Raw genomic sequence first — 21,567 nt, 5'->3', positions numbered from 1 at the left:
TATGATGGCGGCCTGTCGGGGAATGCTGACAGAATCGGCAGCGCGATAGCGCGACGCCACGCACGGAGAACGTCGTCAGTGATGGAAAACGAAAAACAAGATACCGTCGCCAGACTACTGGCGCTGATGGACAAGAGTCCCGGGTTTGCCGGGCTGGGGGGCTCGATCCAGACGATCACTCGCTTGGGCGAGGATCTCGATGGCGGCACGCGCGCGATCACCGAAGCGATCCTGCGCGACGCGGCGCTGACCTCCAAGCTGCTGCGCATTTCCAATTCGAGTCGCAACGCGCGCGGCGGGCGCAACGTGTCGACGATCGACCAGGCGCTGATGCTGCTCGGTGTCAACACGGTGAAATCCGTGGCGCTCTCGCTCGCCCTGCTCGGTTCGCTCTCGCACAAGCCGCAGTCGAACCAGTTGCATGCCGAAATCGTCACCTCGTATTTCTGCGGCTGTCTGGCCGGCGAAATCACGCGCATGAACGCGCCGCGCTACAGTGCGCAGGAGGCCCATGTCTGCGGCTTGTTGCAGAACATCGGCCGCATGATGGCCTTGTACTACCTGTATGACGACGTCGAGCGCGCGCGAGCCTTGCAGGCCGAGCAGAACCTCACCGAGGACGAAGCGATCCGGCAGACCCTGGGCACCAGCTTTGAACAGATCAGCGTCGCCATCGCACGGCAATGGAGTCTGCCCGACGTCCTGCAGAACAGCCTCGCGGCCGATCTCGGCAAGGCGCCGCCGCGTGTCGTCTCGACGGCACTCGTGTGGCAGCAACTGTGTGCGGCCTTCTGCCGCCGGGTCACCGACATCGTCTTCCGGCTGCCGGAAAACCGCGAGAAGATCGAACTCTCGAAGGAAATCGAGTATTTCCGTCTGGCGCTGCAACTCAAGGAGAGCGAGGTGCGCGAACTGGTCGGCCGCTGCCTCGAGGATACCGACCAAGTGCTGGCCGAGATGTCCTTCCCGTGCAACGTCGATCAGGCGCGCAAGCTTCTGCGCAAGGCCTCCGAGCGCGTCATGGAAATGCTCTCGGCCGGCGACAGCCTGACCAAGATGGACAACGCCATCGACGGGAAATCGCCGGTTGAAATCATCCAGCATGTCCTGCGCCTGATTCACGATCACTGCAATTTCGATCGTACCCTGCTGTGTCTGCCGGACAGTTCTTCCGGGCTCGTGGCGATCGCCGGTGTCGGCAACAATGCCAACCAGGTGACCGCGCGCTTCCGCTGTTTCGGCGCCAAGCCCGACCTGTTCCGCGCCATCATGGCGCGCCGGACTGACACCTACATCGCCGATGTGACGACGCCGGCCTATGCCAAGCTGCTTCCGGAGTGGTACGCGCAACTGGTCGGTGCCCGTGCCTTCGTCATGTTGCCGCTGATGAGCGGTGGCAAGCTGCTTGGCATGCTCTACGGTGATTTCGGCACGGCGCCGGCGTCGGCGCCGGGCGGATGGGCGCAGGCGCCGATGGCCGGCTGGCGCGAGATTCTCGTCAAGGCGCTTGCCGCCGGGCAGACGCGGCCGGTGTGAGTGTGAAACGGCCGGCGGACGCCGCCGGCCGGAGCCTCAATTAAGAGCCTGTTTCGGCAGGGGTCGTGGGCCGTCGGCGCGGCCCGCGAGCCCTACCGAAATAGGCTCTAAATGCCGAGATAGGCGCGCTTGACGTCTTCGTTGCTGAGCAGCGCGTCGGCGCGGTCTTCGAGCGTGATCGCGCCGTTTTCCATGACATAGCCGCGGTGCGCGATCTTGAGCGCCTGGTTGGCGTTCTGTTCGACGAGGAAGACGGTGGTGCCGTTCTCGACGTTGATCTGCTTGATGATCTCGAAGATCTGCTTGATGATCAGCGGTGCGAGGCCGAGCGACGGTTCGTCGAGCAGCAGCAGCGACGGCCGCGAGAGCAGCGCGCGCGAGATCGCCAGCATCTGCTGTTCGCCGCCGGAGAGCGTGCCGCCCGCCTGGTTGCGCCGACGTCCGAGGATCGGGAAACGCTCGAAGGCTTCAGCGATATCGCGTTTGATGCCGTCGGCATCACGGCGCAGGTAGGCGCCCATCTCGAGGTTCTCGAGCACGCTCATCTGCGGGAAGATGTGACGTCCTTCCGGCACCTGGCAGATGCCGAGCCGGACGATGTCTTCGGCGCTGCGCCGATGGATCGGTTCGCCGCGGAAGAGGATATCGCCGCGCCGCGGCGGCGTCACGCCGCAGATCGACATCAGCGTCGTGCTCTTGCCGGCGCCGTTGGCGCCGATCAGCGTGACGATCTCGCCTTCGCCGATTTTCAGCGAGACGTTCTTGAGCGCCTGGATCGCGCCGTAATACGTCTGGATATCGCGCAGTTCAAGCATGGGCTTCCTCGCCAAGATAGGCCTCGATGACCTTCGGGTTTTCCTTGATTTCGCGCGGGGTACCCTCGGCGATCTTCTTGCCGTATTCCATTACGGTGATGCGGTCGGAAATGTTCATCACCAGCTTCATGTCGTGTTCGATGAGCAGGATGGCCAGTTCGTTGTCGGTGCGGATACGGGCGATCAGCGCCTCGAGTTCCAGCGTTTCCTGCGGGTTCATGCCGGCCGCCGGCTCGTCGAGCAGCAGCAGGAAGGGTTCGGTCGCCAGCGCGCGGGCGATCTCGAGCCGGCGCTGGGCGCCGTAGGAGAGGTTGCGCGCATATTCGCCGGCGAGGTCGGCGAGGCCGACCTTTTCCAGCAGGCGGTAGCTCGTCGCCACGGTTTCGCGCTCTTCCCGCCGGGTGCGCGCGCCGCCGACGATGACGTCGAGAATCGAGCTGCGCGTGCGGCAGTGGCGGCCGATCATGACGTTTTCAAGGACCGTCATGGCCGGGAACAGCCGGATGTTCTGGAAGGTGCGCGCCATGCCGAGCGAGGTGATGGCGTTCGGCTTGAGCCCGTTGATGCGGCGGCTGCTGCCGTCCGGCGGCGCAATGACGATGTCGCCGGCGGTCGGTGTGTAGATGCCGGTGACACAGTTGAAGAAGGTCGTCTTGCCGGCGCCGTTCGGGCCGATCAGCGCGACGATTTCGCCGGCATGGATGTCGAGGCCGACCGAGTCGATCGCGCGCAGCCCGCCGAAATCCATGGTCAGGCCGGATACTTCCAGCAGTTTGCGGCGCTCATTTGCCATTGTCGTCGCCTCCGTCCGCGTCGTCGGCGGTGTCGAGTTCGTATTTACGGCGCATGTCATTGATCAGGCCCTGCGGGCGGAAGATCATCATCAGCACCATGACGGCGCCGAAGACGAGCATGCGGTACTCGGCGAAGGCGCGCAGGTATTCGGGCAGCAGCTTGAGCGTCAGCGCGGCGATGATGACGCCGAGGATCGAGCCCATGCCGCCGAGCACGACCATGGCCAGGACCATCGCCGAGTCCATGAAGGTGAAGCTGTCGGGGTTGATGAAGGTGTTGTGCGCGGCGAAGACGACGCCGACAAGCCCCGCCCAGAAGGCGCCGAGCGCATAGGCGGAGAGCTTGGTGCGCGCCATGTCCACGCCCATTGCCTCGCAGGCGATTTCGTCCTCGCGCAGCGCCATCCAGGCGCGGCCGATGCGCGAGTTCTTCAGGCGGGTGACGATGAAGATCGTCGCCGCCACGAGTGCCAGCACGATGTAATAGGTGTAGACCGATTGCATGCGTCCTTCGAGCGTCATGCCGAAGAACTCGGGGCGGGCGATGCCGGCGATGCCGGCGGCGCCGCCGAAGGCCGTGTCCCAGTTCTCGAGGATGATCTTGGTGATCGAGCCGAAACCGAGGGTGACGATGGCGAGGTAGTCGCCGCGCAGCCGCAGGATCGGAAAGCCGAGGACGAGGCCGAAGAGCATGCTCACCAGGCCGCCGAGCGGCAGGCAGATCCAGAAGCCGAGCGCGAGGTGCTGGCCGAGCAGCGCGTAGGTGTAGGCGCCGACGGCGAAGAAGGCGATGTAACCGAGGTCGAGCAGGCCGGCGAGGCCGACGGTGATGTTGAGGCCGAGACCGAGGACGACGAAGATCAGCGCGCTGACCATGACGTTGATATGGTAGAAGTTCTGTGTCGTCGAGGTCACCCACGGGAAGACCACGGCGAGCAGGCCGGCAACGATGAGCGCACGGCGGGTCAGCGCCGGGTCGTCGGAGAGGCGTTGCGCCAGCGTATGCCGTTTGGCTTGCGGGTGCGGATCGGCGAGCGCGGCGGCATGGCGGGCCGCGCGTCGTTCAATGGAGAACTGCCAGAGCCAAGCGATGGCGGCGGCGCAGGCGCCGACCCAGACCACGTTGCTCCAGCGCCACTCGATGACGTTGTCGATGGTGTTGACGCGCACCACCATCAGCGGGAACGTCAGGAACATGAACCAGAGGCCGATGCCAAGCGATTTCTTGAAGTGCGTCATGGCCTTATACCTTCTGTTTGGTCGCTTTGCCGAGCAGGCCGGCAGGGCGCAGTGTGAGGACGATGACGAGCAGGGCGAAGGCGAAGACGTCCTCGTAGGCGCTCGAGATGTAGCCGGCGCCGAAGGTCTCGGCGATGCCGAGGAGCAGGCCGCCGAGCACGGCGCCGGGGATGTTGCCGATGCCGCCCAGCACGGCGGCGGTAAAGGCCTTGATGCCGGCCATGAAGCCGATGGCGGCGTTGATCTGGCCGCTGCGCGAACCGATCAGCACGCCGGCGATGGCAGCCAGTATCGAGCCGATGATGAAGGTCCAGGAAATGACGCGATCGACGTTGATGCCGACCAGCCGCGCCATGATCATGTCCTGTTGCGTGGCGCGCATCGCCTTGCCGATGCGGGTGAACTTGATCAGCACGGTGAGGGCGATCATGGTCAGGGCGGTGACGACCAGGATGACGAGGTCGGCGGAGCTCAGCAGGCTCGAGATGTCGGCCATGAACTCGAATTCGGGGATCAGCTCGGGGAAAGGCAGGAAATCGGGCGTCTGCACGAGCTGTACGTAGTTGGTCAGGAAGATCGAGGCGCCGATGGCGCTGATCAGCGGCGACAGGCGCGGCGCGTGGCGCAGCGGCCGGTAGGCGATCTTCTCGAGCGTGAAGCCGTAGGCGGCGACGTAGAGGACGGAGACGATGGCAGCGAGCAGCAGCACCGAGAGGCCGCTGTAGCCGCTGAAGGTGAGGATGCCGGCAACGATGAAGGCGACGAAGGCGCCGATCATGTAGATCTCGCCGTGGGCGAAATTGATCAGCTGGATGATGCCGTACACCATCGTGTAGCCGAGCGCGATCAGGGCATAAAGGCTGCCCTTGACGACGCCGCCGCAAAACAGCTCGAGCAGGTACTGGTAATCCATGGCGTGGGCGGTCGGAGAAATGGGAGAGTCAAAAAAATCGGGAGGGGGTTTCCCCTCCCGGATGCGTTTCGAATCAGTGTCGCGCTTACTTCACTTCGGCGAAAGCGCCGTTCTTCACCTGATACACCGAGAAGCCGGCGCCTTCGGCGTCACCCTTCTTGTCGAACTTGATGGTGCCGATCGGCGTGTCGATGGGGCTGCTCTTGAGGGCCTTGGCCAGCGCTTCCGGATCGGTGCTGCCGGCGACCTTGGCGGCGTTGAGCGCGGCCTGCGTGGCGGCATAGGCCTGGTCGAAGAAGGTGCCCGGCTCCTTGCCGTACTTGGCCTTGTAGTCGTTACGGGCCTTGGCGTTGACCGGGTACTTCGAAACGTCCTTCGGACCGGTCGCGTAGATGCCTTCAGCATCCTTGCCGGCGATCTTCAGGAAGCCGTCGCCCTTGATGCCGTCCGGGCCGAGGAAGGGAATGCTGATCTTCTTCTTGAGCATCTGCGAGATCAGCTTCGAGGCCTCGGGGTGGTAGCCGCCGAAGATGATGGCATCGGCGCCTTCCTTGCGCAGCTTCTGGATGACGGCCGAGTAGTCCATGGCGCCGGTCTGGATGCCTTCGTACATGACGACCTTGGCCTTGCCGTCCTTTTCGATCGCGGCTTTCGAGAAATCGGCGAAGCCTTTGCCGTAATCGCCCTTGTCATGGATGACGGCGATCTTGCGGGCGTTGAGCTTGTCGACGATGAACTGCGCGGCGGCGACGCCTTGGTCGTCATCGGCGGCGATGGTGCGGTAGAAGTTCGGGTATTCGCCACTCTTGGTCAGCGGCGGGTTGGTCGCCGACGGGCTGATGACCGTGACCTTGGCGCTCTTGTAGATGCCGAGGGCGGCCTTGGTGGCGCCCGAGCAGATGTGGCCGATGACGATGTTCACGCCTTCCGAAACGAGCTTGGTGGCGACGTTGGTGGCGATTTCCGGTTTGCACTGGTCGTCGCCCATCAGGAGTTCGACCTTCTTGCCGTTGATCCCGCCCTTGGCGTTGATGTCGGCGGCGACCATCTCGGCGGCATCGCGCGTCGGCAGGCCGTAGGCGGCGAGGTCGCCGGTATGGGCCCCGGCGATGCCGATCTTCAGGGTGTCGGCGGCGAAAGCGGGTGCGGCCAGTGCGCTTGCCAGCAACATGGCCAGCGATAACCGGTTCAGTGAATGCATTGTCATCTCCTCGTCGGACGGACGAAAGCAGGGTGGGGGAAAAAAACCGGAAAAGGTTAGTTGAAAACGGTTCTCGGGTCAAGGGAAGGCCTTGTGTTTCAACTGATTGGGTGATGCCGGCGGTCGCTGCGCCGATGATCGGCGTATAGTGTGATGCTGAATAGCTTTCCGGGCGATTGACGGCGTCATTGCCGGCCGTCCGGCTTTATCGACGCCGGTGCCATGAAGCCAGAAACCTTCCAGCTGCGCGAGATGATGCTTTCCGACTACGAGGCGGTGCTCGGCCTGATGCGCCGGACGCCCGGCGTTTCGGTGCGCGACGCCGACAGCGAGGCGGCGATCGCGCGCTTTCTCGAACGCAATCCCAATCTGAGTTTCGTCGCCGAACAGGACGAGCGCCTCGTCGGCTGTCTGATGGCTGGCCACGATGGCCGGCGCGGCGCGCTCTACCATCTGGCCGTCGCTGCCGATTGCCGGCGCCGGGGCATCGCCAGCGCCCTGGTGGCGCGCTGCCTGGCCGCGCTCGAAGGGCTCGGCATCCACAAGACCCATGTCGATGTATTTCGCAATAATGCCGACGGCAATGCTTTCTGGGCCGCCGCCGGTTGGACGCGGCGCGACGATGTGCATCGGTTTTCGATGATTTGCGGCGGAGGAAGCAACGCCTGAAACCATGGCGCCGCGGCTTCCTCCCGCGGGGCGAGAAAAACAGGGAGAAGTCATGAACGGCTGGGTCGTGCGTGCGTTGGCACTGATGTGGGCGGTGCTGCTGTCTTTCGGGGTTCTGGCGGGCGAGGCGAAGAACGTCATCCTGCTGATCGGCGACGGCATGGGGATGGGGCAGATCGGTACGACGCTGCTCTACAGTCGCACGATGCTCGGACGCGATCTGCGCATGGTCGAACTGATGACGCCCGGACACACGGCCATCGTCCTCAACGATACGGCCGATGCGATGGTCACCGAGTCGGCCGCCGCCGCCGGGCAGATCGCCACCGGCAAGCGCATGCTGGCCGGTGCCATCAGCATGGCGGAAGACGGCAAGACGCCGCTGCGGACGCTGCTTGAAATCGCCCAGGATAAAGGCAAGGCGGTCGGCCTGGTGACGACCTCGGGTATCACCGATGCGACGCCGGCGGCCTTCGCCGCGCATCTTGCCAAGCGTTCCGACGAGGTCTCGGCGGCCGAGCAGGAGTTGCAGCATCGGGTCGATGTGCTGATGGGCGGACGCCGGCAGTTCTTCCTGCCCGAGAGCGTCGGCGGCAAGCGCAAGGACGGACGCGACCTGATCGCCGAGGCGCGTACCGCTGGCTACGCCTATGCGAGCACGGCGGCGGAAATGCAGGCGGTCGGCCAGACGCCGCTGCTCGGTCTCTTCAATACGGGCAACATGAGTTTCGAACTCGACCGTGGTCGCACCCAGGAGCCGAGTCTCGCCGAGATGACCGTCAAAACCCTGCAACTCCTTTCGGCTGGCAAGAAGGGTTTCTTCGCCATGATCGAAGGCGGTCGCATCGATCATGCCGCGCACCGCAACGACGCGGCGGCGACGATCCGCGATACGCTGGCCTTCGACGAGGCCGTCGGCATCGCCATCGACTTCGCCAAATCGCATCGCGGCACGCTGGTGCTCGTCACCGCCGACCACGAGACCGGCGGCATGGCGGTCATCGGCAACAGTAAGACGAGCAAGGAGTATGTCGGCGCCGATTTCAAGGCGATCGCGGGGATCGGCGCCTCGTTCGAGGTCGTGCTCAAGGAACTCGGCACCAAGCCGGCGCCCGAGCGCATCCGGGAGGTGGTGAAGCAGTATTTCGCGATCGACCTGACCGATGCCGAGCTCGATACCGTCGCGCGCGATACCGTGAAGTCGCTCGACCCCGCCAACTACAACTACGACCTGCTGCATTCGCTCGCTTTCGTGCTGCGCCCGTACCTGCGCGTCGCCTTCGTCACGCAGACGCACACGGCGGCGCCGCTGGCGCTGTTCGGTGCCGGGCCGGGATCGGAACGCGTCGGCGGACTCATGCACAACACCGAGATTTTCGGTCTGATTCGCGATGCGATGACGCCGCAGCGGCGGCCGTCAGGCAAGCGAGGTTTGAGTTCACAGTAGGGCTGGGCTAGGATGAATCAGGCGGCGCCGGGCGTGTTCGGGGTCGCATTTTTGCAAGGGGAATACTATGCAACTCGGGAAATACTCGCTCGGTACCGGTGATCGCTTCGCGCATCAGGGTGTCGCCCAGCTGTCGGCGATTCTGAAAGCGCGGCAGGAACTTGGCGTGGCGATCACGCCGGTCTGGAACAAGTCCAACCGCGAGCACAACATCGTTCACTCCGAACCCGCCGATGCACGTCGCGCCGCCGATGCCGCTGTTAAGTCCTTGGCATATAACGGCCTCTACTTCGTCGATGCCGATCACATCAATCTCGGCACGGTCGATCGCTTCATCGAACCGTCTGATTTCTTTACGCTCGACGTCGCCGATTTCATCGGCAAGCCGGCGCCGGACGCCGATATCGAGGCTTTTGTCGCTGCGCATCGCGCCATGATCGGCACGATCGCCATTCCCGGTATCGAAGATCCCTTCGTCGTCGATGAAGCCTACCTGCGCTCGGTTGCCCGGAAGTTCCTGCTGGCGACGCAGGAGGCTGCCCGCATCTTCCGTCATATCGCCGAGAAGAAAGGCGCCGGCAACTTCATCACCGAGGTGTCGATGGACGAGGTCGATGAGGCGCAGACGCCGCTCGACCTCCTGTTCATCCTCAAGTCGCTCGCCGATCTGCGCGTGCCGGTGCAGACGATTGCGCCGAAATTCACCGGGCGTTTCAACAAGGGCGTCGATTATGTCGGCGACGTCGCCCGCTTCGCGCGCGAGTTCGAGGCCGATCTCCTCGTCATCGATTACGCCGTCGATCACTTCGGTTTGCCGCCGGCGCTCAAACTCAGCGTGCATTCGGGCAGCGACAAGTTCTCGATCTATCCGGTCATGGGGCGGCTGATCCGAAAGTACAACAAGGGCTTGCACGTCAAGACGGCCGGTACGTCGTGGATCGAGGAAATCATCGGCCTCGCGCTGGCCGGTGACGACGGCCTGGCGCTGGCCCGCGAAGTCTATGCCGAAGCCTATGCCCGCCAGGACGAATTGTGCGCGCCTTATGCTGCGGTCATCGATATCGATCATGCCGCGCTTCCGACGCCGGATGTCGTCGCCGACTGGTCGGGCGAGGCATTCGCGGCGGCGCTGCAGCATGAGCCGGGCAACCCGCTGTTCAATCCCGGTGCGCGCCAGTTGATCCACGTCGGCTACAAGGTTGCCGCCGAGATGGGGCCGCGCTATCTCGCCGCACTCGAACGGCATCGGGACGTGATCGCCCGCTGCGTCACCGGCAATCTCTACGACCGTCACCTGCGGCGCCTGTTCGCCGTCGAGTGAGCGGCGATGCCGGCGCTGCGGCGCCGGTTTGCGATCTCAGTCGGCCTGGACCAGCAGGCCCTTGAGGTATTCGCCTTCGGGGAAATGCAGTGCGATCGGGTGGTCGGGGCCGGCAGCCAAGCGGCGCAGGATGCGCGCGTCGCGACCGGCATCGACGGCGGCGCCGGCGACGATTTTCTGGAAGAGTTCATGCCCGATGCCGCCCGAGCATGAATACGTCATCAGGTAGCCGCCGGGATTGAGCAGCCGGAAACCGAGCAGGTTGATGTCCTTGTAGGCGCGGGCGGCGCGTTCGGCATGGGCGGCCGAGGGCGCGAACTTGGGCGGGTCGAGGACGATCAGGTCGAAGCGCCGTTCTTCCTTGCGGAAGACGCGCAGCGCCTCGAAGACGTCGGCTTCCTGCCATTCGGCGCGGCTGGCATCGAGTTGCGGGTTGAGCGCCAGGTTGGCGCGCGCGCCGGCCAGCGCCGGGCCGGACGAGTCGATCGAGAGCACCGAGCTGGCACCGCCGGCCAGCGCCTGCAGCGAGAAACCGCCGGTGTAGCAGAAACAGTTGAGTACCGACTTGCCGGCGGCGAGATCGCGCGTCAGCAGGCGGTTATCGCGCTGGTCGAGATAGAAACCGGTCTTGTGGCCGCCGATGACGTCGACGCCGAGCCGCACGCCATTCTCGTCGATCGACAGCGGCTGCTCGGGGGCTTCGCCGTGCACCCAGCCGGTGACGGGTTCGAGTCCTTCGAGGCCGCGCACGTCGGAGTCGGAGCGTTCGTAGATGCGCGCGACGCCGGTCGCCTTGACGAGTGCGCCAACGATCGCCTTGCGCCATTTGTCCGGGCCGGCGGCGGTCAGCTGCAGGCAGATCGTGTCGCCGTAGCGGTCGGCGATGACGCCGGGCAGCCCGTCCGATTCGCCGTGGATCAGGCGCTGGCCGTCCTGGCCGGCGAGCTGCGGCATTGCCGTGCGGCGGGCGACGGCGTCGGCGACGCGGCGCTTGAAGAAGGCGTCGTCGATGATCGCCGCCGTGTCGAAGGTCCAGACACGGGCGCGGATCTGCGAATGCGGGCTCCAGGCGGCGCGCGCCAGGGCGCGGCCGTTGTCGTCGATGACCTCGACGGTGTCGCCGGGCCGGGCGCGACCGTTGAGGCGGGCGACCGAGCCTTCGAAGATCCAGGGATGGCGGCGGAAGAGCGAACGTTCCTTGCCGGGCTTGAGAATGAGTTCTGCCATGGGAGCGAATAGGCGGGAACGCGCCGGGTCAGCGCGCGTCGGCCGGCTGCGCCGCGATCGGGAAGACGCGGTCGTAGCCGAGGTTGAAGACAAAGGCGTAGGAAGCGTAGGCGATGGCGACGGCGATGTCGGCGAGCAGGGCGTCGAGCCAGCCCATGCCGGTCGAGTGCATCACCAGCGGCAGCGTCATCAGCACCAGGCTGCTTTCGAAGCCGAGCGCGTGCGCGATGCGCAGCAGGAAGGGGCGGCGGTCCGCCGTGCGTCCGGTCAGCCGACCTTCGATCCAGTCGAAGCTGGTGTTGTAGACGGCGTTCCAGACGCTGGCGATGACGGCGATGATCGCCAGCAGGACCAGCGAATCGCGCACCGGCACGCCGCTGGCCCAGGCAAAGGGCGGCGTGATCAGGACCATGCCGCCGAGTTCAAAAAGCAGAACCTGACGGGCGCGGTCGAGTGGAGAGCGAAGTTTCGGTGAGGCGGACATGCGATACGGCTCGTGAGCAAACAACCGTCATTTTGCCAGATCGGGGCGCTTTTCGCTGGCGAGGGGCGTTGCGCGACCGGCGCACGCGGGAACTTTCCGTCGGTCCGGCGTCCAACGAACAGGAGAACCGTCATGAAAATCGGCATCCCGCGGGAAATCAAGAACCACGAATATCGCGTCGGGCTGACCCCGGCCAGCGTGCGCGAACTGACCCGGCGCGGTCATGCGGTGCTGGTCGAGCGCGGCGCCGGCGCGGCGATCGACCTCGACGATGTGGCCTATCGCGCTGCCGGCGCGACGCTGGTGGACGACGCGGCGACGGTCTTCGCCGAGGCGGAGATGATCGTCAAGGTCAAGGAACCGCAACCGAGCGAATACGCCTGGCTGCGGCGCGGACAGATCCTGTACGCCTACCTCCACCTGGCGCCGAATCCGTCGCTGACGGCGGCGCTGATGGCGTCCGGCGCGGTCTGCATCGCCTACGAGACGGTGACCGGCCCGGGCGGCGGACTGCCGCTGCTGGCGCCGATGAGCGAGGTGGCGGGGCGCATGGCCGTGCAGGCCGGCGCGGCGCATCTGGAAAAATCGCGCGGCGGGCGCGGCGTGCTGCTCGGTGGCGTGCCCGGCGTGCCGGCGGCGCATGTCGTCATTCTCGGTGCCGGCACGGTCGGCAGCAACGCGCTGCAAATCGCCGTCGGCATGGGGGCGCGGGTGACAGTGATCGATAAGGATGTCGATCGGCTGCGTCATCTCGACCTGATTTTCGGCAACCGGGTGACGACGCTGTTTTCGAATGCCCAGGCGATCGAGGAAGCGGTGCTCGATGCCGATCTCGTCATCGGCGGTGTGCTCGTCCCCGGTGCCGCCGCGCCCAAGCTGGTCAGCGCCGGGATGGTCGCGCGCATGAAGCGGGGGGCGGTCGTTGTCGATGTCGCCATCGACCAGGGCGGCTGTTTCGAGACCTCGCATCCGACGACGCACGCCGATCCGACCTTCGTCGTCGATGGCGTCGTGCATTATTGCGTCGCCAACATGCCGGGCGCCGTCGCCCGCACCTCGACCTTCGCGCTCAGTCACGCCACCATCGGCCATGCCGTCGATCTGGCCGACGTCGGTTGGCGCGGCGCCTTGCGTGCCTCGGTACATCTGCGCCACGGCCTCAATGTGGCGCTGGGCCAGGTGACGCATGCGGCCGTCGCGCAGGCGCTGGCCTTGCCGTTCGCCGCGCCGGAGACCGTGCTCGACTGATCCGACGCCGCCGGAAAACACGCGAAATTCACAGTCGGGACGGCCCGGGCGGCGAGCAGGAAGGGTAACATACAAGTTTTGTTCCGCCGCGACCGGGACGCTTCCCGTGACGGCGGTTCGCCTTTCTCCGAATTTCGCCCGATGACCGAATTTTCGCTTGCGACCGCCGCGACGCTCTCGCCGCCCGCGGTCTGGCGCCACTTTGCCGCGCTCTGCGCCTTGCCCCGCCCGTCGAAAGGCGAGGCCCGCGTGCGTGAGCATTTACTGACCTGGGCCGCCGCGCGTGGCCTGGTGGCCGAGACCGATGCCGTCGGCAACCTGCTGATCCGCAAGCCGGCTTCGCCCGGCTGCGCCCAGGCGCCGGGCGTGGTCCTGCAGGCGCACCTCGATATGGTCTGCCAGTGCAACGCCGATGTCGTCCATGACTTCAATGTCGATCCGATCGTGCCGGTGCTGCGCGACGGCTGGCTGGTCGCCGAGCGGACGACGCTGGGCGCCGACAACGGCATCGGCGTCGCACTGATCCTGGCGGCGCTCGAGGATGCGTCGCTCGTCCATGGGCCGCTCGAAGCCTTGCTGACGGTCGACGAGGAATCGGGCATGGGCGGGGCGCGCGGTCTGGCGCCGGGCTGGTTGCGCGGGACCTTGCTGCTCAATCTCGATACCGAGGACTGGGGCCAGTTTTACGTCGGCTGTGCCGGCGGCATCGACGTGAGCCTGCGCCGCGTCGGACTGGCCGAGCCGTTGCCCGAGGGCCATGTCGGCGGCCGCATCGTCGTGCGCGGTCTGCGCGGCGGGCATTCGGGCGTCGACATCCACGAAGGCCGCGGCCATGCGATCAAGTCGTTGATCCGCCTCGTGCGCCAGCTCGAACGCCGCTGGCCGCTGCGCCTGTCGGCACTGAGCGGCGGCACGGCGCGCAACGCACTGCCGCGCGAAGCCTTCGCCGACATCGCCCTGCCGGCTGCCGCCTGGGGCGAGATCGACGCTTTCCTGGCCGCCTGGCAGGCGACCTTCCGGGCCGAACTGGCCGGCGTCGACGACGGCGTCACGCTCGCGTGGACGCCGGTCGCGCTGGCATCAGTGATGCGGCGCGCCGACCAGGACGCCTGGCTGGGCGGGCTGCACGCTGCGCCGCAGGGACTCCGCCGCATGAGCGTCGGTGTGCCGGGCGTCGTCGAGACCTCGGGCAACCTCGGTGTCGTCGCCCTGACGCCGACCGGCGGGCAGGCGAATTTCATGCTGCGTTCGCTCGTTGATAGCGCCACCGCCGATCTTGCCGAAGAGATCGTCAGTCTGGCGGCCTTGGCCGGCCTGACGGCGGAATGTTCCGGCGCCTATCCGGGCTGGCGGCCGAATCCGGCCTCGCCCTTGCTGGCGCGCTGCCAGGCGCGTTTCGCGGCGACCTTCGGCGAGGCCTCGTCGGTGCAAGTGATCCACGCCGGCCTCGAATGCGGGCTGATCGGCGGCACCTATCCGGCACTCGACATGGTCTCGTTCGGCCCGACGATCCGCGGCGCGCACGCGCCCGGCGAATCGGTCGAAGTGGCGTCGGTGGCGCGCTGCTGGCAACTGCTGACGGCGATCCTGGCCGATCTGGCGGAGGGGGCGGCCGACGCATGAAGCCGAACTGGCTGCTGATCCGCTTGATCCTGGTGCAGGTCTTCATCCATGCCTGCATGACCGGCATGCGCATGGCGGCGCCCTTGTTAGCCTTGCGCCAGGGGCACAGCGCGGCGGCGGTCGGTGTCCTGATGTCGCTGTTCGCGCTGACGCTGGTCTTCCTGTCGTTGCCGGCCGGGCGCTTCGCCGATCGCAATACCTTGCGACGCCCCGTCGGCATCGCCATTCTCTGCGCGGCGTCGGGAACGTCGCTGGCGGTCTTCTGGCCGGTGTTCCCGGTGCTTTGCGTTTCGGCGCTGCTGGCCGGCGGGTCTGCCGGCAGTGCCTTGATCGCTCTGCAGCGCCATGTCGGCCGCATGGCGACGAATCAGACCGAGCGCCGGCAGGTCTTCAGCTGGCTGGCGATCGGGCCGTCGATCTCGAATTTCATCGGGCCGTTCGCGGCCGGCATCGTCATCGATACTGCCGGTTTCCGCGCCGCGTTTGCGTTGATGGCGGCGTTCCCGCTGATTTCCTGGTGGCTGGTGCGCGGCGCGCCCGAACAGGCGCAGCCGGAGCCGCCGGACGACAACGGCCGGCGCCGTTCCTGGGACCTGCTCGCCGAGCCAAAGCTGCGCCGCCTGCTGCTGATCAATTGGATCCTGGCCTCCTGCTGGGACGTCCACACCTTTGTCGTGCCGCTGATCGGGCATGAGCGCGGCCTCAGCGCGTCGGTGATCGGGCTGATCCTCGGTGCCTTCGCCGTGGCGGCGACGGCGATCCGCGGCGTGCTGCCGCTGGTCGCCGAACGGGTCGAGGAATGGGCCGTGATCTTCGGGGCGATGCTGATGACGGCGACCTTGCTGTTCGTCTATCCGACCCTGCTCTCGGCGCTGACGATGGGGACCTGTTCGGTGCTGCTCGGTTTTTCGCTCGGCGTCGTCCAGCCGATGGTGATGAGCACCTTGCACCAGATCACGCCCGAGCATCGCCACGGCGAGGCGCTTGGCCTGCGCATGATGTCGATCAACGCGTCGAGCGTGCTGATGCCGCTGCTGTTCGGCAGCGCCGGCGCGGTGGTTGGCGTCAAGGCGGTGTTCTGGGCGGTCGGTTCGACCGTCGGCATGGGGGCGCGGCTGGCCTGGGGCATGCGGCCGCGGCGCCCGCCGGAGACCTAGAAAAACTCAGAGTCCATTTCGGTAGGGCTGGCGAGCCGTGTTGTCGACGACAACCTGGAGGGCCGCCGGCGCGGCCGACGAGCCCTGCCAAAATCGACGCTCAGAGCGCGTCGCCCTCGAAGACACCGAGGCTGCGGTTCTTCTGCACCGAATGCCAGGGGAAGCAGCGGCCGTTCATGGCGATGTAGACGCCGGGTGCCAGCAGTTGGGCGGCCATGACGGCGCTGCCGAGATTGAAGAGCGCGTCGCTGCCGCTGACCGAGTAGGGCACCATTGCGCCGGTGAGCACGATCTTCTTGCCGGCGAGCGCCGCGTCGCTCGCCGCCACGGCTTCGCCGATCACCCGCGCCGTCTCGGTCATGGTGTCGGTGCCGTGCGTGATGACGATGTTCGCTTCGGCCGCCTGCCGGCAGGCGCCGAGCACGAGCTGGCGGTTCTCGTCCTGCATGTCGAGGCTGTCGACGAGCTGGTTGAGTTCGAAGGTGATCGGGATGTTGGTGCGGACCTGCTCGATGATGTCGGGCAGGTGCGTGTCCTTGAAGGTCAGTTGGCCGCGGATCGCGTCGTAGCGTTTGTCGAAGGTGCCGCCGGTAATGATGATGCGCAGGGTCATGGGCTGAAATCGAGTGGTTTCGCGGGAGTATAAACGAAAGCGCCGCCGAAACCGGCGGCGCGAGGTCGGCGGAGGCGCCGCCTAGACCTTGAACTGGCCGACGATGCCGTTGAGTTCGCCGGCAAGCGCCGATAGTTTGTCGGCGGCGCGCGTCGTTTCCTGGGCGCCCGTCGCCGTGCGCGCGACGATGTCGGTGATCTGGTGCATGTTCTGGCTGATGTCCTGCGTCACCTGAGTCTGCTCCTGCGCCGCCTTGGCGACCTGGTTGATCTGCGTCGTGACGGTATTGATCTGGTCGAGGATGCGGGACAGTGCGGTGCCGGATTCCTCGGCCTTCTGGCTGCCGCGGGCGACTTCCTCGACGCCGGTTTCCATCGCCGTGACGGCTTCGCGCGTTTCGTCCTGGATCGAGCCGATCATCGCGCTGATCTCCGTCGTCGCCTTGCGCGTGCGTTCGGCCAGTTTGCGCACCTCGTCGGCAACGACGGCGAAGCCGCGTCCCTGTTCGCCGGCGCGGGCGGCTTCAATCGCGGCGTTGAGCGCGAGCAGGTTGGTCTGGTCGGCGATTTCCTGGATGGTGCCGGCGATGATGCCGATCTGCTCGGTGCGGTTGCCCAGGGTTTCGACCGATTTCGCCGATTCCTTGACGCGGCCGGCGATGTTGTTCATCACCGTGATCGTCTCTTCGACGACGCGGGCGCCGGCAATCGCGGCGTCGCTGGCGTGACGCGAGCCTTCGGCCGCCGTCGCGCAGCTCTGGGCGATTTCGCCGGCCGAAGCCGACATCTGTTCGCCGGCGGCGGCGACGCGTTCGGACTGGTTGGCGACTTCGTCGGCGCCGGCGGCGATCTGCTCGGCCGTCGAGTGCAGTTGTGTCGAGGCGGCGGCGATCTGGTGCGTACTCTGGCCGATCTGGGTGATGTCGTCCTGGATGTTGTCCATGAACATGTCGAACCACTTCGACAACTCGCCGAGTTCGTCGCGGTTCTTGAGGTAAATGTTCTTGGTCAGGTCGCCTTCACCCTCGGCGATATCACGCATGACCGCAATCATCTTGCCAAGCGGTTGGACGATGCTGCGGCTGATGGCGACGGCAAAGCCGATGGCGATGACGAGCGCCAGGCCGCAGCCGATGGCCAGCCCGTAGAGTGCCGATTCGTAGGAGGCCAGGGCCTTGGCATGGCTGGCTTCCGCCTGCTGCTTGAGTTGCGCCGGAATTTCCCGGGCGCCGCCGGCGATCGCTTCGAACGCCGCCGTGTTGGTCTTGGCCAGCGTGACGGTTTCGACTTCGATGGTGCGCAGTTCGACCGCAGCGAAAATCGCGAAGCCGATGATCAGCATGACGACGGAAGCGAATCCCAGCAAGAGCCGGGTACCTATCTTGAATTGAGTCATGAATCCATCCTTGGTGGCAAGTTTGGTGCAATCGTCTTTGACGGGGAGTTGTCCGGAATCTTTGTTTTTATTGTGGCGCCGGGAGACTCCATGAATCGCCGCCGCCGAAAAATCCGGGCACATTCTACTCGTCTTTTCCGGGGGCGGTAGCCCTGTTTTGACCGTCGATTTCCGCACAATGCCGGGGTGTTATGCACGTTGATTACGAACCGTCACACAAGCGCCAAAAAAGACCAACAGACGGCTTGTTCGGGGGCGCGTAGAGTGGCAATCGTTGCTTCAGCAATCCCCTGCTGGCAACGTTTGACCCTCCCTGACTCATCGCAATGATGAGATTTTTATCCCGCCTCGGACTGACGCGGGATTTTTTTTGCCCGTTTGTTTGCCGGTCAGTGGCTGTCCGGTGTGCTGCCGACAGTCTTGTGCACGAAGATGGCGCGGTCGACCGGGGTGACCCAGACGAGGCCGTCGCCGATCTGGCCGGTGCTGCAGATGCGCACGATCAGGTCGACGAGGCCGTTGGCCACGTCGTCGGGGCCGACGATCTCGATGCGGAGTTTCGGCGTGAAATCGACGAGTTCCTCGCGCAGGTTGTGGCGGGGCGCGCCGATGCGTGACGGTGCCGAGAGTCCTTCGACCTTGCTCACCGTCATGCCGGGAAATCCGGGAAAATCCCGCAGCGCTTCACGCAGCGCCGCGAGCTTGGAGGGGCGGATGATGGCCTTGATTTCTTTCATGGTGATCGCTCCGGAAATGGCGTTGGGATCAATCGATGACGTTCAGGTTTCGACCGGCGGCTCGTCGAAGCGGCGATAGAGCGTCGGTAACATGACAAGCGTGAGCAGCGTCGAGGTGATCAGCCCGCCGATGACGACGATCGCCAGTGGCCGTTGCACTTCCGAGCCCGGTCCGGTCGAGAACAGGAAGGGGATCAGGCCGAGCAGCGCGACGGTCGCCGTCATCATCACTGGGCGGAAGCGCTGCGTCGCGCCCTGGACGATCGCCTCGGCCAGCGGCATGCCGTCGTGGCGCAGGCCCCGGATGTAACTGACGAGGACGACGCCGTTGAGCACGGCGATCCCCCACAGCGCGATGAAGCCGACCGAGGCCGGCACCGACAGATATTCGCCGGTGAGGAAGAGGGCGATGACGCCGCCGAGCGAGGCGAAGGGCAGCACGAGGATGATCAGGCTGGCCATACGCACCGAGCCGAAGAGCAGGAAGAGCAGGAAGAAGATGGCGGCGATCGTTGCCGGGACGATGATCGCCAGGTGCCCGAGCGCGCGTTCCATGTTCTGGAACTGGCCGCCCCATTCGAGGCTGTAGCCTTCGGGCAGGCTGACGCGCTGTTCGACCTTGCCGCGCAGTTCGGCGACGAAGCCGCCGAGGTCGCGGCCCTTGACGTTAACGCCGACGACGATGCGCCGTTTGGCCATTTCCCGGCTGATCTGCGCCGGGCCGTCGCCGACGCCGATGCGGGCGATGCTTTGCAGGTTGACCTGGGCGCCGTTGGGCGCCGAGATGATCAGGTTGCGGATCGATTCGACGTCGTTGCGGAAGCGCTCGGGCAGGCGGACGATGCCCGAGAAGCGTCGTTCGCCCTCGAAGATCTGCACCGCTTCCTTGCCGCCGATGGCGATTTCGATCACGTCGTGGATGTCGCTGGCATTGAGTCCGTAGCGGGCGATGGCCTGCCGGTCGATGTCGATCGTCAGGTACTGCTGGCCGCTGATGCGTTCGACGCGCAGATCCTCGGCGCCGAGGATGGTCTGCGCCAGCCGCGCGATTTCCTCGGCCTTCTTGCGCAGCAGGTCGAGGTCGTCGCCGAAGACCTTGATGGCGACGTCGGAGCGCACACCGGTGACCATCTCGTCGACGCGGTCGGAAATCGGCTGGGCCATGACGATCTGCACGCCGGGCAGCGCCTTCAGCTTGTCGCGCATGGCTTCGGCGATGTCGTCCTGGGTCCAGCCGCGCGGCCATTCGCTGCGCGGCTTGAGGCTGACGATCGGGGTCGATTCGTTCTGCCCCTGCGGATCGGCCGGCGATTCGCCGCGGCCGACGCCGGAGACCGCCGACTTGACGCCCGGCACCTGCATGACCAGGCGCATCGCCTCCATTTCCATCTTGATCGACTCTTCGAGCGAGATGTTCGGCACGCGGTTGATGCCGGGCACCAGCGAGCCTTCCTTCATCTCGGGGATGAAGGCGGTGCCGAGGAAGGGGAAGAGCGCCAGCGTGAACACCAGCAGGGCGGCGGCCGAGGCCAGCGTCTTGCGCTCGTGGGCGAGCGCCCAGTGGAGCAGGCGCAGGTAGGGGCGCTTGAGCGCGGCGATGGCGCGCGTCTCGTGTTCGCCCTTGCCGATCTCGACCTTGAGCAGATAGGAGGAGAGCACCGGTGTCAGCGTCAGCGAGAGCACCAGCGAGACGAACAGCGCGATGGCAATGGTATAGGCGAGCGGGGCAAACATCTTGCCTTCCATGCCCTTGAGCGTCATCAGCGGGAGGAAGACGAGGATGATGATGCCGACGCCGAAGACAACCGGCGTCGCGACCTCCTTGACGGCGTTGAAGACGACGCGCAGGCGCGATTCGCCGTGGGCATTGCGACCCAGGTGGGCGAAGGCGTTCTCGACGACGACGACCGAGCCGTCGACCATCAGGCCGATGGCGATGGCGAGACCACCGAGCGACATCAGGTTGGCCGAGATGCCGTAGTGGTTCATCGCCATGAAGGTCAAGAGCGGCGTCAATACCAGCGTGGCGACGACGACGAGCGAGGAACGCAGGTCGCCGAGGAAGACGAAGAGAATGGCGACGACGAAGGCGACACCTTCGAGCAGCACCTTGACGACGGTCTCGATGGCCGCGTCGACGAGTTCCGAACGGTCGTAGTAGGGGACGATGCGGAGCTTGTCCGGCAGCATGCCCTTGGCATTGATCTCGGCGACGCGCTGCTTGATGCGGGTGACGATCTCCTTGGCGTTGCCGCCGCGGATCATCATGACGACGCCGCCGACCGATTCGGTGGCGCCGTCCTTGACGACGGCGCCGGCGCGGACGCCGCTGCCGATGCGCACCTCGGCGACGTCGCGCACATAGACCGGCGTGCCGCCGACCTCCTTGAGCACGATGGCGCCGATGTCGTCGAGGCTGCGGATGAGGCCGACGCCGCGGATCAGGTACTGTTCGGCGTAGTGCGGCAGGACGCCGCCGCCCGAGTTGGCGTTGTTGCGCGCCAGCGCCTGGTAGACCTGCTGGATCGTCAGCTGGTGGTGGCGCAGGCGGTCGGGACTGACGAGCACCTGATATTGCTTTTCGAAGCCGCCTTGCGAGTTGATCTCGGCGACACCGGGGATCGATCGCAGCAGCGGGCGGACGACCCAGTCCTGGACGATGCGGCGCTCGCTCAGTTCCTGTTCGCTGAGTTCGCGCTTGCCGTCGTCGGGGCGGTCGAGCGTGTATTGATAGACCTCGCCGAGGCCGGTCGACACCGGGCCGAGCACGGGGGTGACGCCGGTCGGCAGTTTGCTGCCGGCTTCCATCAGGCGTTCCATGACGAGCTGGCGGGCGAAGTAGACGTCGGTCTTGTCAGTGAACACCAGCGTGATCAGCGACAGGCCGGGTTTGTTCAGCGAACGCATCTCGGTGAGGCCGGGCAGGCCGGTCATGCCGATCTCGAGCGGGACGGTGACGAAACGTTCGACCTCCTCGGGCGAGCGGCCGGTCGCCTCGGTGGCGATCTGGACCTGGACGTTGGTGACGTCGGGAAAAGCATCGACCGACAGCCTGCGCGCCGCGTTGATACCGAAGACAAGCAGCACGGCGGCCAGCACGACGACGACGAGACGCTGCTGCAGCGCGGTCTTGATCAGCGATTCCATG

General features: G+C 65.7%; 18 protein-coding genes. 7 read left to right on the top strand and 11 right to left on the bottom strand.

All coding sequences use genetic code 11. The features are described from left to right. Positions 1–81 precede the first annotated feature (81 nt). Complete coding sequence (locus BLR25_RS10135) at positions 82–1,536, top strand: HDOD domain-containing protein (protein WP_091937208.1); 1,455 nt, start codon at positions 82–84, stop codon at positions 1,534–1,536. 107 nt (positions 1,537–1,643) lie between these two features. Here the strand turns inward: BLR25_RS10135 and BLR25_RS10130 are convergent, their stop codons facing one another. From BLR25_RS10130 to BLR25_RS10110, 5 genes are all read right to left on the bottom strand, one after another. Beyond that, a complete protein-coding gene (locus BLR25_RS10130; RefSeq protein WP_091937206.1) occupies positions 1,644–2,351 on the bottom strand; it encodes an ABC transporter ATP-binding protein in 708 nt (235 codons plus the stop codon). Further along, positions 2,344–3,144 carry an ABC transporter ATP-binding protein gene (locus tag BLR25_RS10125; protein ID WP_091937204.1) on the bottom strand — a complete coding sequence of 267 codons (801 nt, stop codon included), beginning with the start codon at positions 3,142–3,144 and terminating at the stop codon, positions 2,344–2,346. The genes BLR25_RS10130 and BLR25_RS10125 overlap by 8 nt, the downstream gene beginning before the upstream one ends. After that, entirely contained in the window at positions 3,134–4,384 is a 1,251-nt protein-coding gene (locus BLR25_RS10120) for an ABC transporter permease subunit (protein WP_091937202.1), read from the bottom strand. Before BLR25_RS10120 ends, BLR25_RS10125 begins: the two co-directional genes overlap by 11 nt. A gap of 4 nt (positions 4,385–4,388) precedes the next feature. Then, positions 4,389–5,297 carry a branched-chain amino acid ABC transporter permease gene (locus BLR25_RS10115; RefSeq protein ID WP_091937200.1) on the bottom strand — a complete coding sequence of 303 codons (909 nt, stop codon included), beginning with the start codon at positions 5,295–5,297 and terminating at the stop codon, positions 4,389–4,391. Positions 5,298–5,382: 85 nt separating this feature from the next. After that, positions 5,383–6,498 carry a branched-chain amino acid ABC transporter substrate-binding protein gene (locus BLR25_RS10110; protein ID WP_091937348.1) on the bottom strand — a complete coding sequence of 372 codons (1,116 nt, stop codon included), beginning with the start codon at positions 6,496–6,498 and terminating at the stop codon, positions 5,383–5,385. A 222-nt stretch (positions 6,499–6,720) separates the two neighbouring features. Here BLR25_RS10110 and BLR25_RS10105 point away from each other — a divergent pair, with 222 nt between their 5' ends. The 3 genes from BLR25_RS10105 (at position 6,721) to BLR25_RS10095 (ending at position 9,935) form a co-directional block, all read left to right on the top strand. After that, positions 6,721–7,167, top strand: coding sequence for a GNAT family N-acetyltransferase (locus tag BLR25_RS10105; RefSeq protein ID WP_218122693.1), 447 nt, complete (start codon positions 6,721–6,723; stop codon positions 7,165–7,167). 52 nt (positions 7,168–7,219) lie between these two features. Then, positions 7,220–8,614, top strand: a complete 1,395-nt coding sequence (locus BLR25_RS10100; protein WP_176785830.1) for an alkaline phosphatase — start codon at positions 7,220–7,222, stop codon at positions 8,612–8,614. Between the two features lie 67 nt (positions 8,615–8,681). Then, positions 8,682–9,935 carry a tagaturonate epimerase family protein gene (locus BLR25_RS10095; RefSeq protein WP_091937196.1) on the top strand — a complete coding sequence of 418 codons (1,254 nt, stop codon included), beginning with the start codon at positions 8,682–8,684 and terminating at the stop codon, positions 9,933–9,935. Positions 9,936–9,971: 36 nt separating this feature from the next. On the opposite strand, the gene BLR25_RS10090 is transcribed toward BLR25_RS10095, so the two are convergent. Next, complete coding sequence (locus tag BLR25_RS10090) at positions 9,972–11,162, bottom strand: class I SAM-dependent rRNA methyltransferase (RefSeq protein WP_091937195.1); 1,191 nt, start codon at positions 11,160–11,162, stop codon at positions 9,972–9,974. Positions 11,163–11,190: 28 nt separating this feature from the next. Beyond that, positions 11,191–11,646, bottom strand: coding sequence for a PACE efflux transporter (locus tag BLR25_RS10085; RefSeq protein ID WP_091937193.1), 456 nt, complete (start codon positions 11,644–11,646; stop codon positions 11,191–11,193). Positions 11,647–11,778: 132 nt separating this feature from the next. On the opposite strand from BLR25_RS10085, the gene ald reads away from it, so the two are divergent. The 3 genes from ald (at position 11,779) to BLR25_RS10070 (ending at position 15,674) form a co-directional block, all read left to right on the top strand. Then, entirely contained in the window at positions 11,779–12,894 is a 1,116-nt protein-coding gene (gene ald / locus BLR25_RS10080) for an alanine dehydrogenase (protein ID WP_091937191.1), read from the top strand. Between the two features lie 141 nt (positions 12,895–13,035). Next, the gene (locus BLR25_RS10075; RefSeq protein ID WP_091937189.1) at positions 13,036–14,517 is read left to right on the top strand and encodes an aminoacyl-histidine dipeptidase; all 1,482 of its coding nucleotides are present in this window, start codon (positions 13,036–13,038) and stop codon (positions 14,515–14,517) included. After that, positions 14,514–15,674, top strand: a complete 1,161-nt coding sequence (locus tag BLR25_RS10070) for an MFS transporter (RefSeq protein WP_091937187.1) — start codon at positions 14,514–14,516, stop codon at positions 15,672–15,674. Before BLR25_RS10075 ends, BLR25_RS10070 begins: the two co-directional genes overlap by 4 nt. Before the next feature lie 100 nt (positions 15,675–15,774). Here the strand turns inward: BLR25_RS10070 and BLR25_RS10065 are convergent, their stop codons facing one another. The 4 genes from BLR25_RS10065 to BLR25_RS10050 form a co-directional block, all read right to left on the bottom strand. Then, positions 15,775–16,287, bottom strand: a complete 513-nt coding sequence (locus BLR25_RS10065) for an asparaginase domain-containing protein (RefSeq protein WP_091937186.1) — start codon at positions 16,285–16,287, stop codon at positions 15,775–15,777. Between the two features lie 81 nt (positions 16,288–16,368). Further along, positions 16,369–17,682, bottom strand: coding sequence for a methyl-accepting chemotaxis protein (locus BLR25_RS10060; protein WP_176785829.1), 1,314 nt, complete (start codon positions 17,680–17,682; stop codon positions 16,369–16,371). A 389-nt stretch (positions 17,683–18,071) separates the two neighbouring features. Beyond that, positions 18,072–18,419, bottom strand: a complete 348-nt coding sequence (locus BLR25_RS10055) for a P-II family nitrogen regulator (RefSeq protein WP_091937182.1) — start codon at positions 18,417–18,419, stop codon at positions 18,072–18,074. Positions 18,420–18,461: 42 nt separating this feature from the next. After that, positions 18,462–21,566 carry an efflux RND transporter permease subunit gene (locus tag BLR25_RS10050; RefSeq protein WP_091937180.1) on the bottom strand — a complete coding sequence of 1,035 codons (3,105 nt, stop codon included), beginning with the start codon at positions 21,564–21,566 and terminating at the stop codon, positions 18,462–18,464. Position 21,567 lies beyond the last annotated feature (1 nt).

The sequence above is a fragment of the Propionivibrio dicarboxylicus genome (assembly GCF_900099695.1).
Classification (GTDB): Bacteria; Pseudomonadota; Gammaproteobacteria; order Burkholderiales; family Rhodocyclaceae; genus Propionivibrio; species Propionivibrio dicarboxylicus.
The sequence above is the reverse complement of the archived record's forward strand: the minus strand, read 5'-3'. Positions and strand labels throughout refer to the sequence as shown.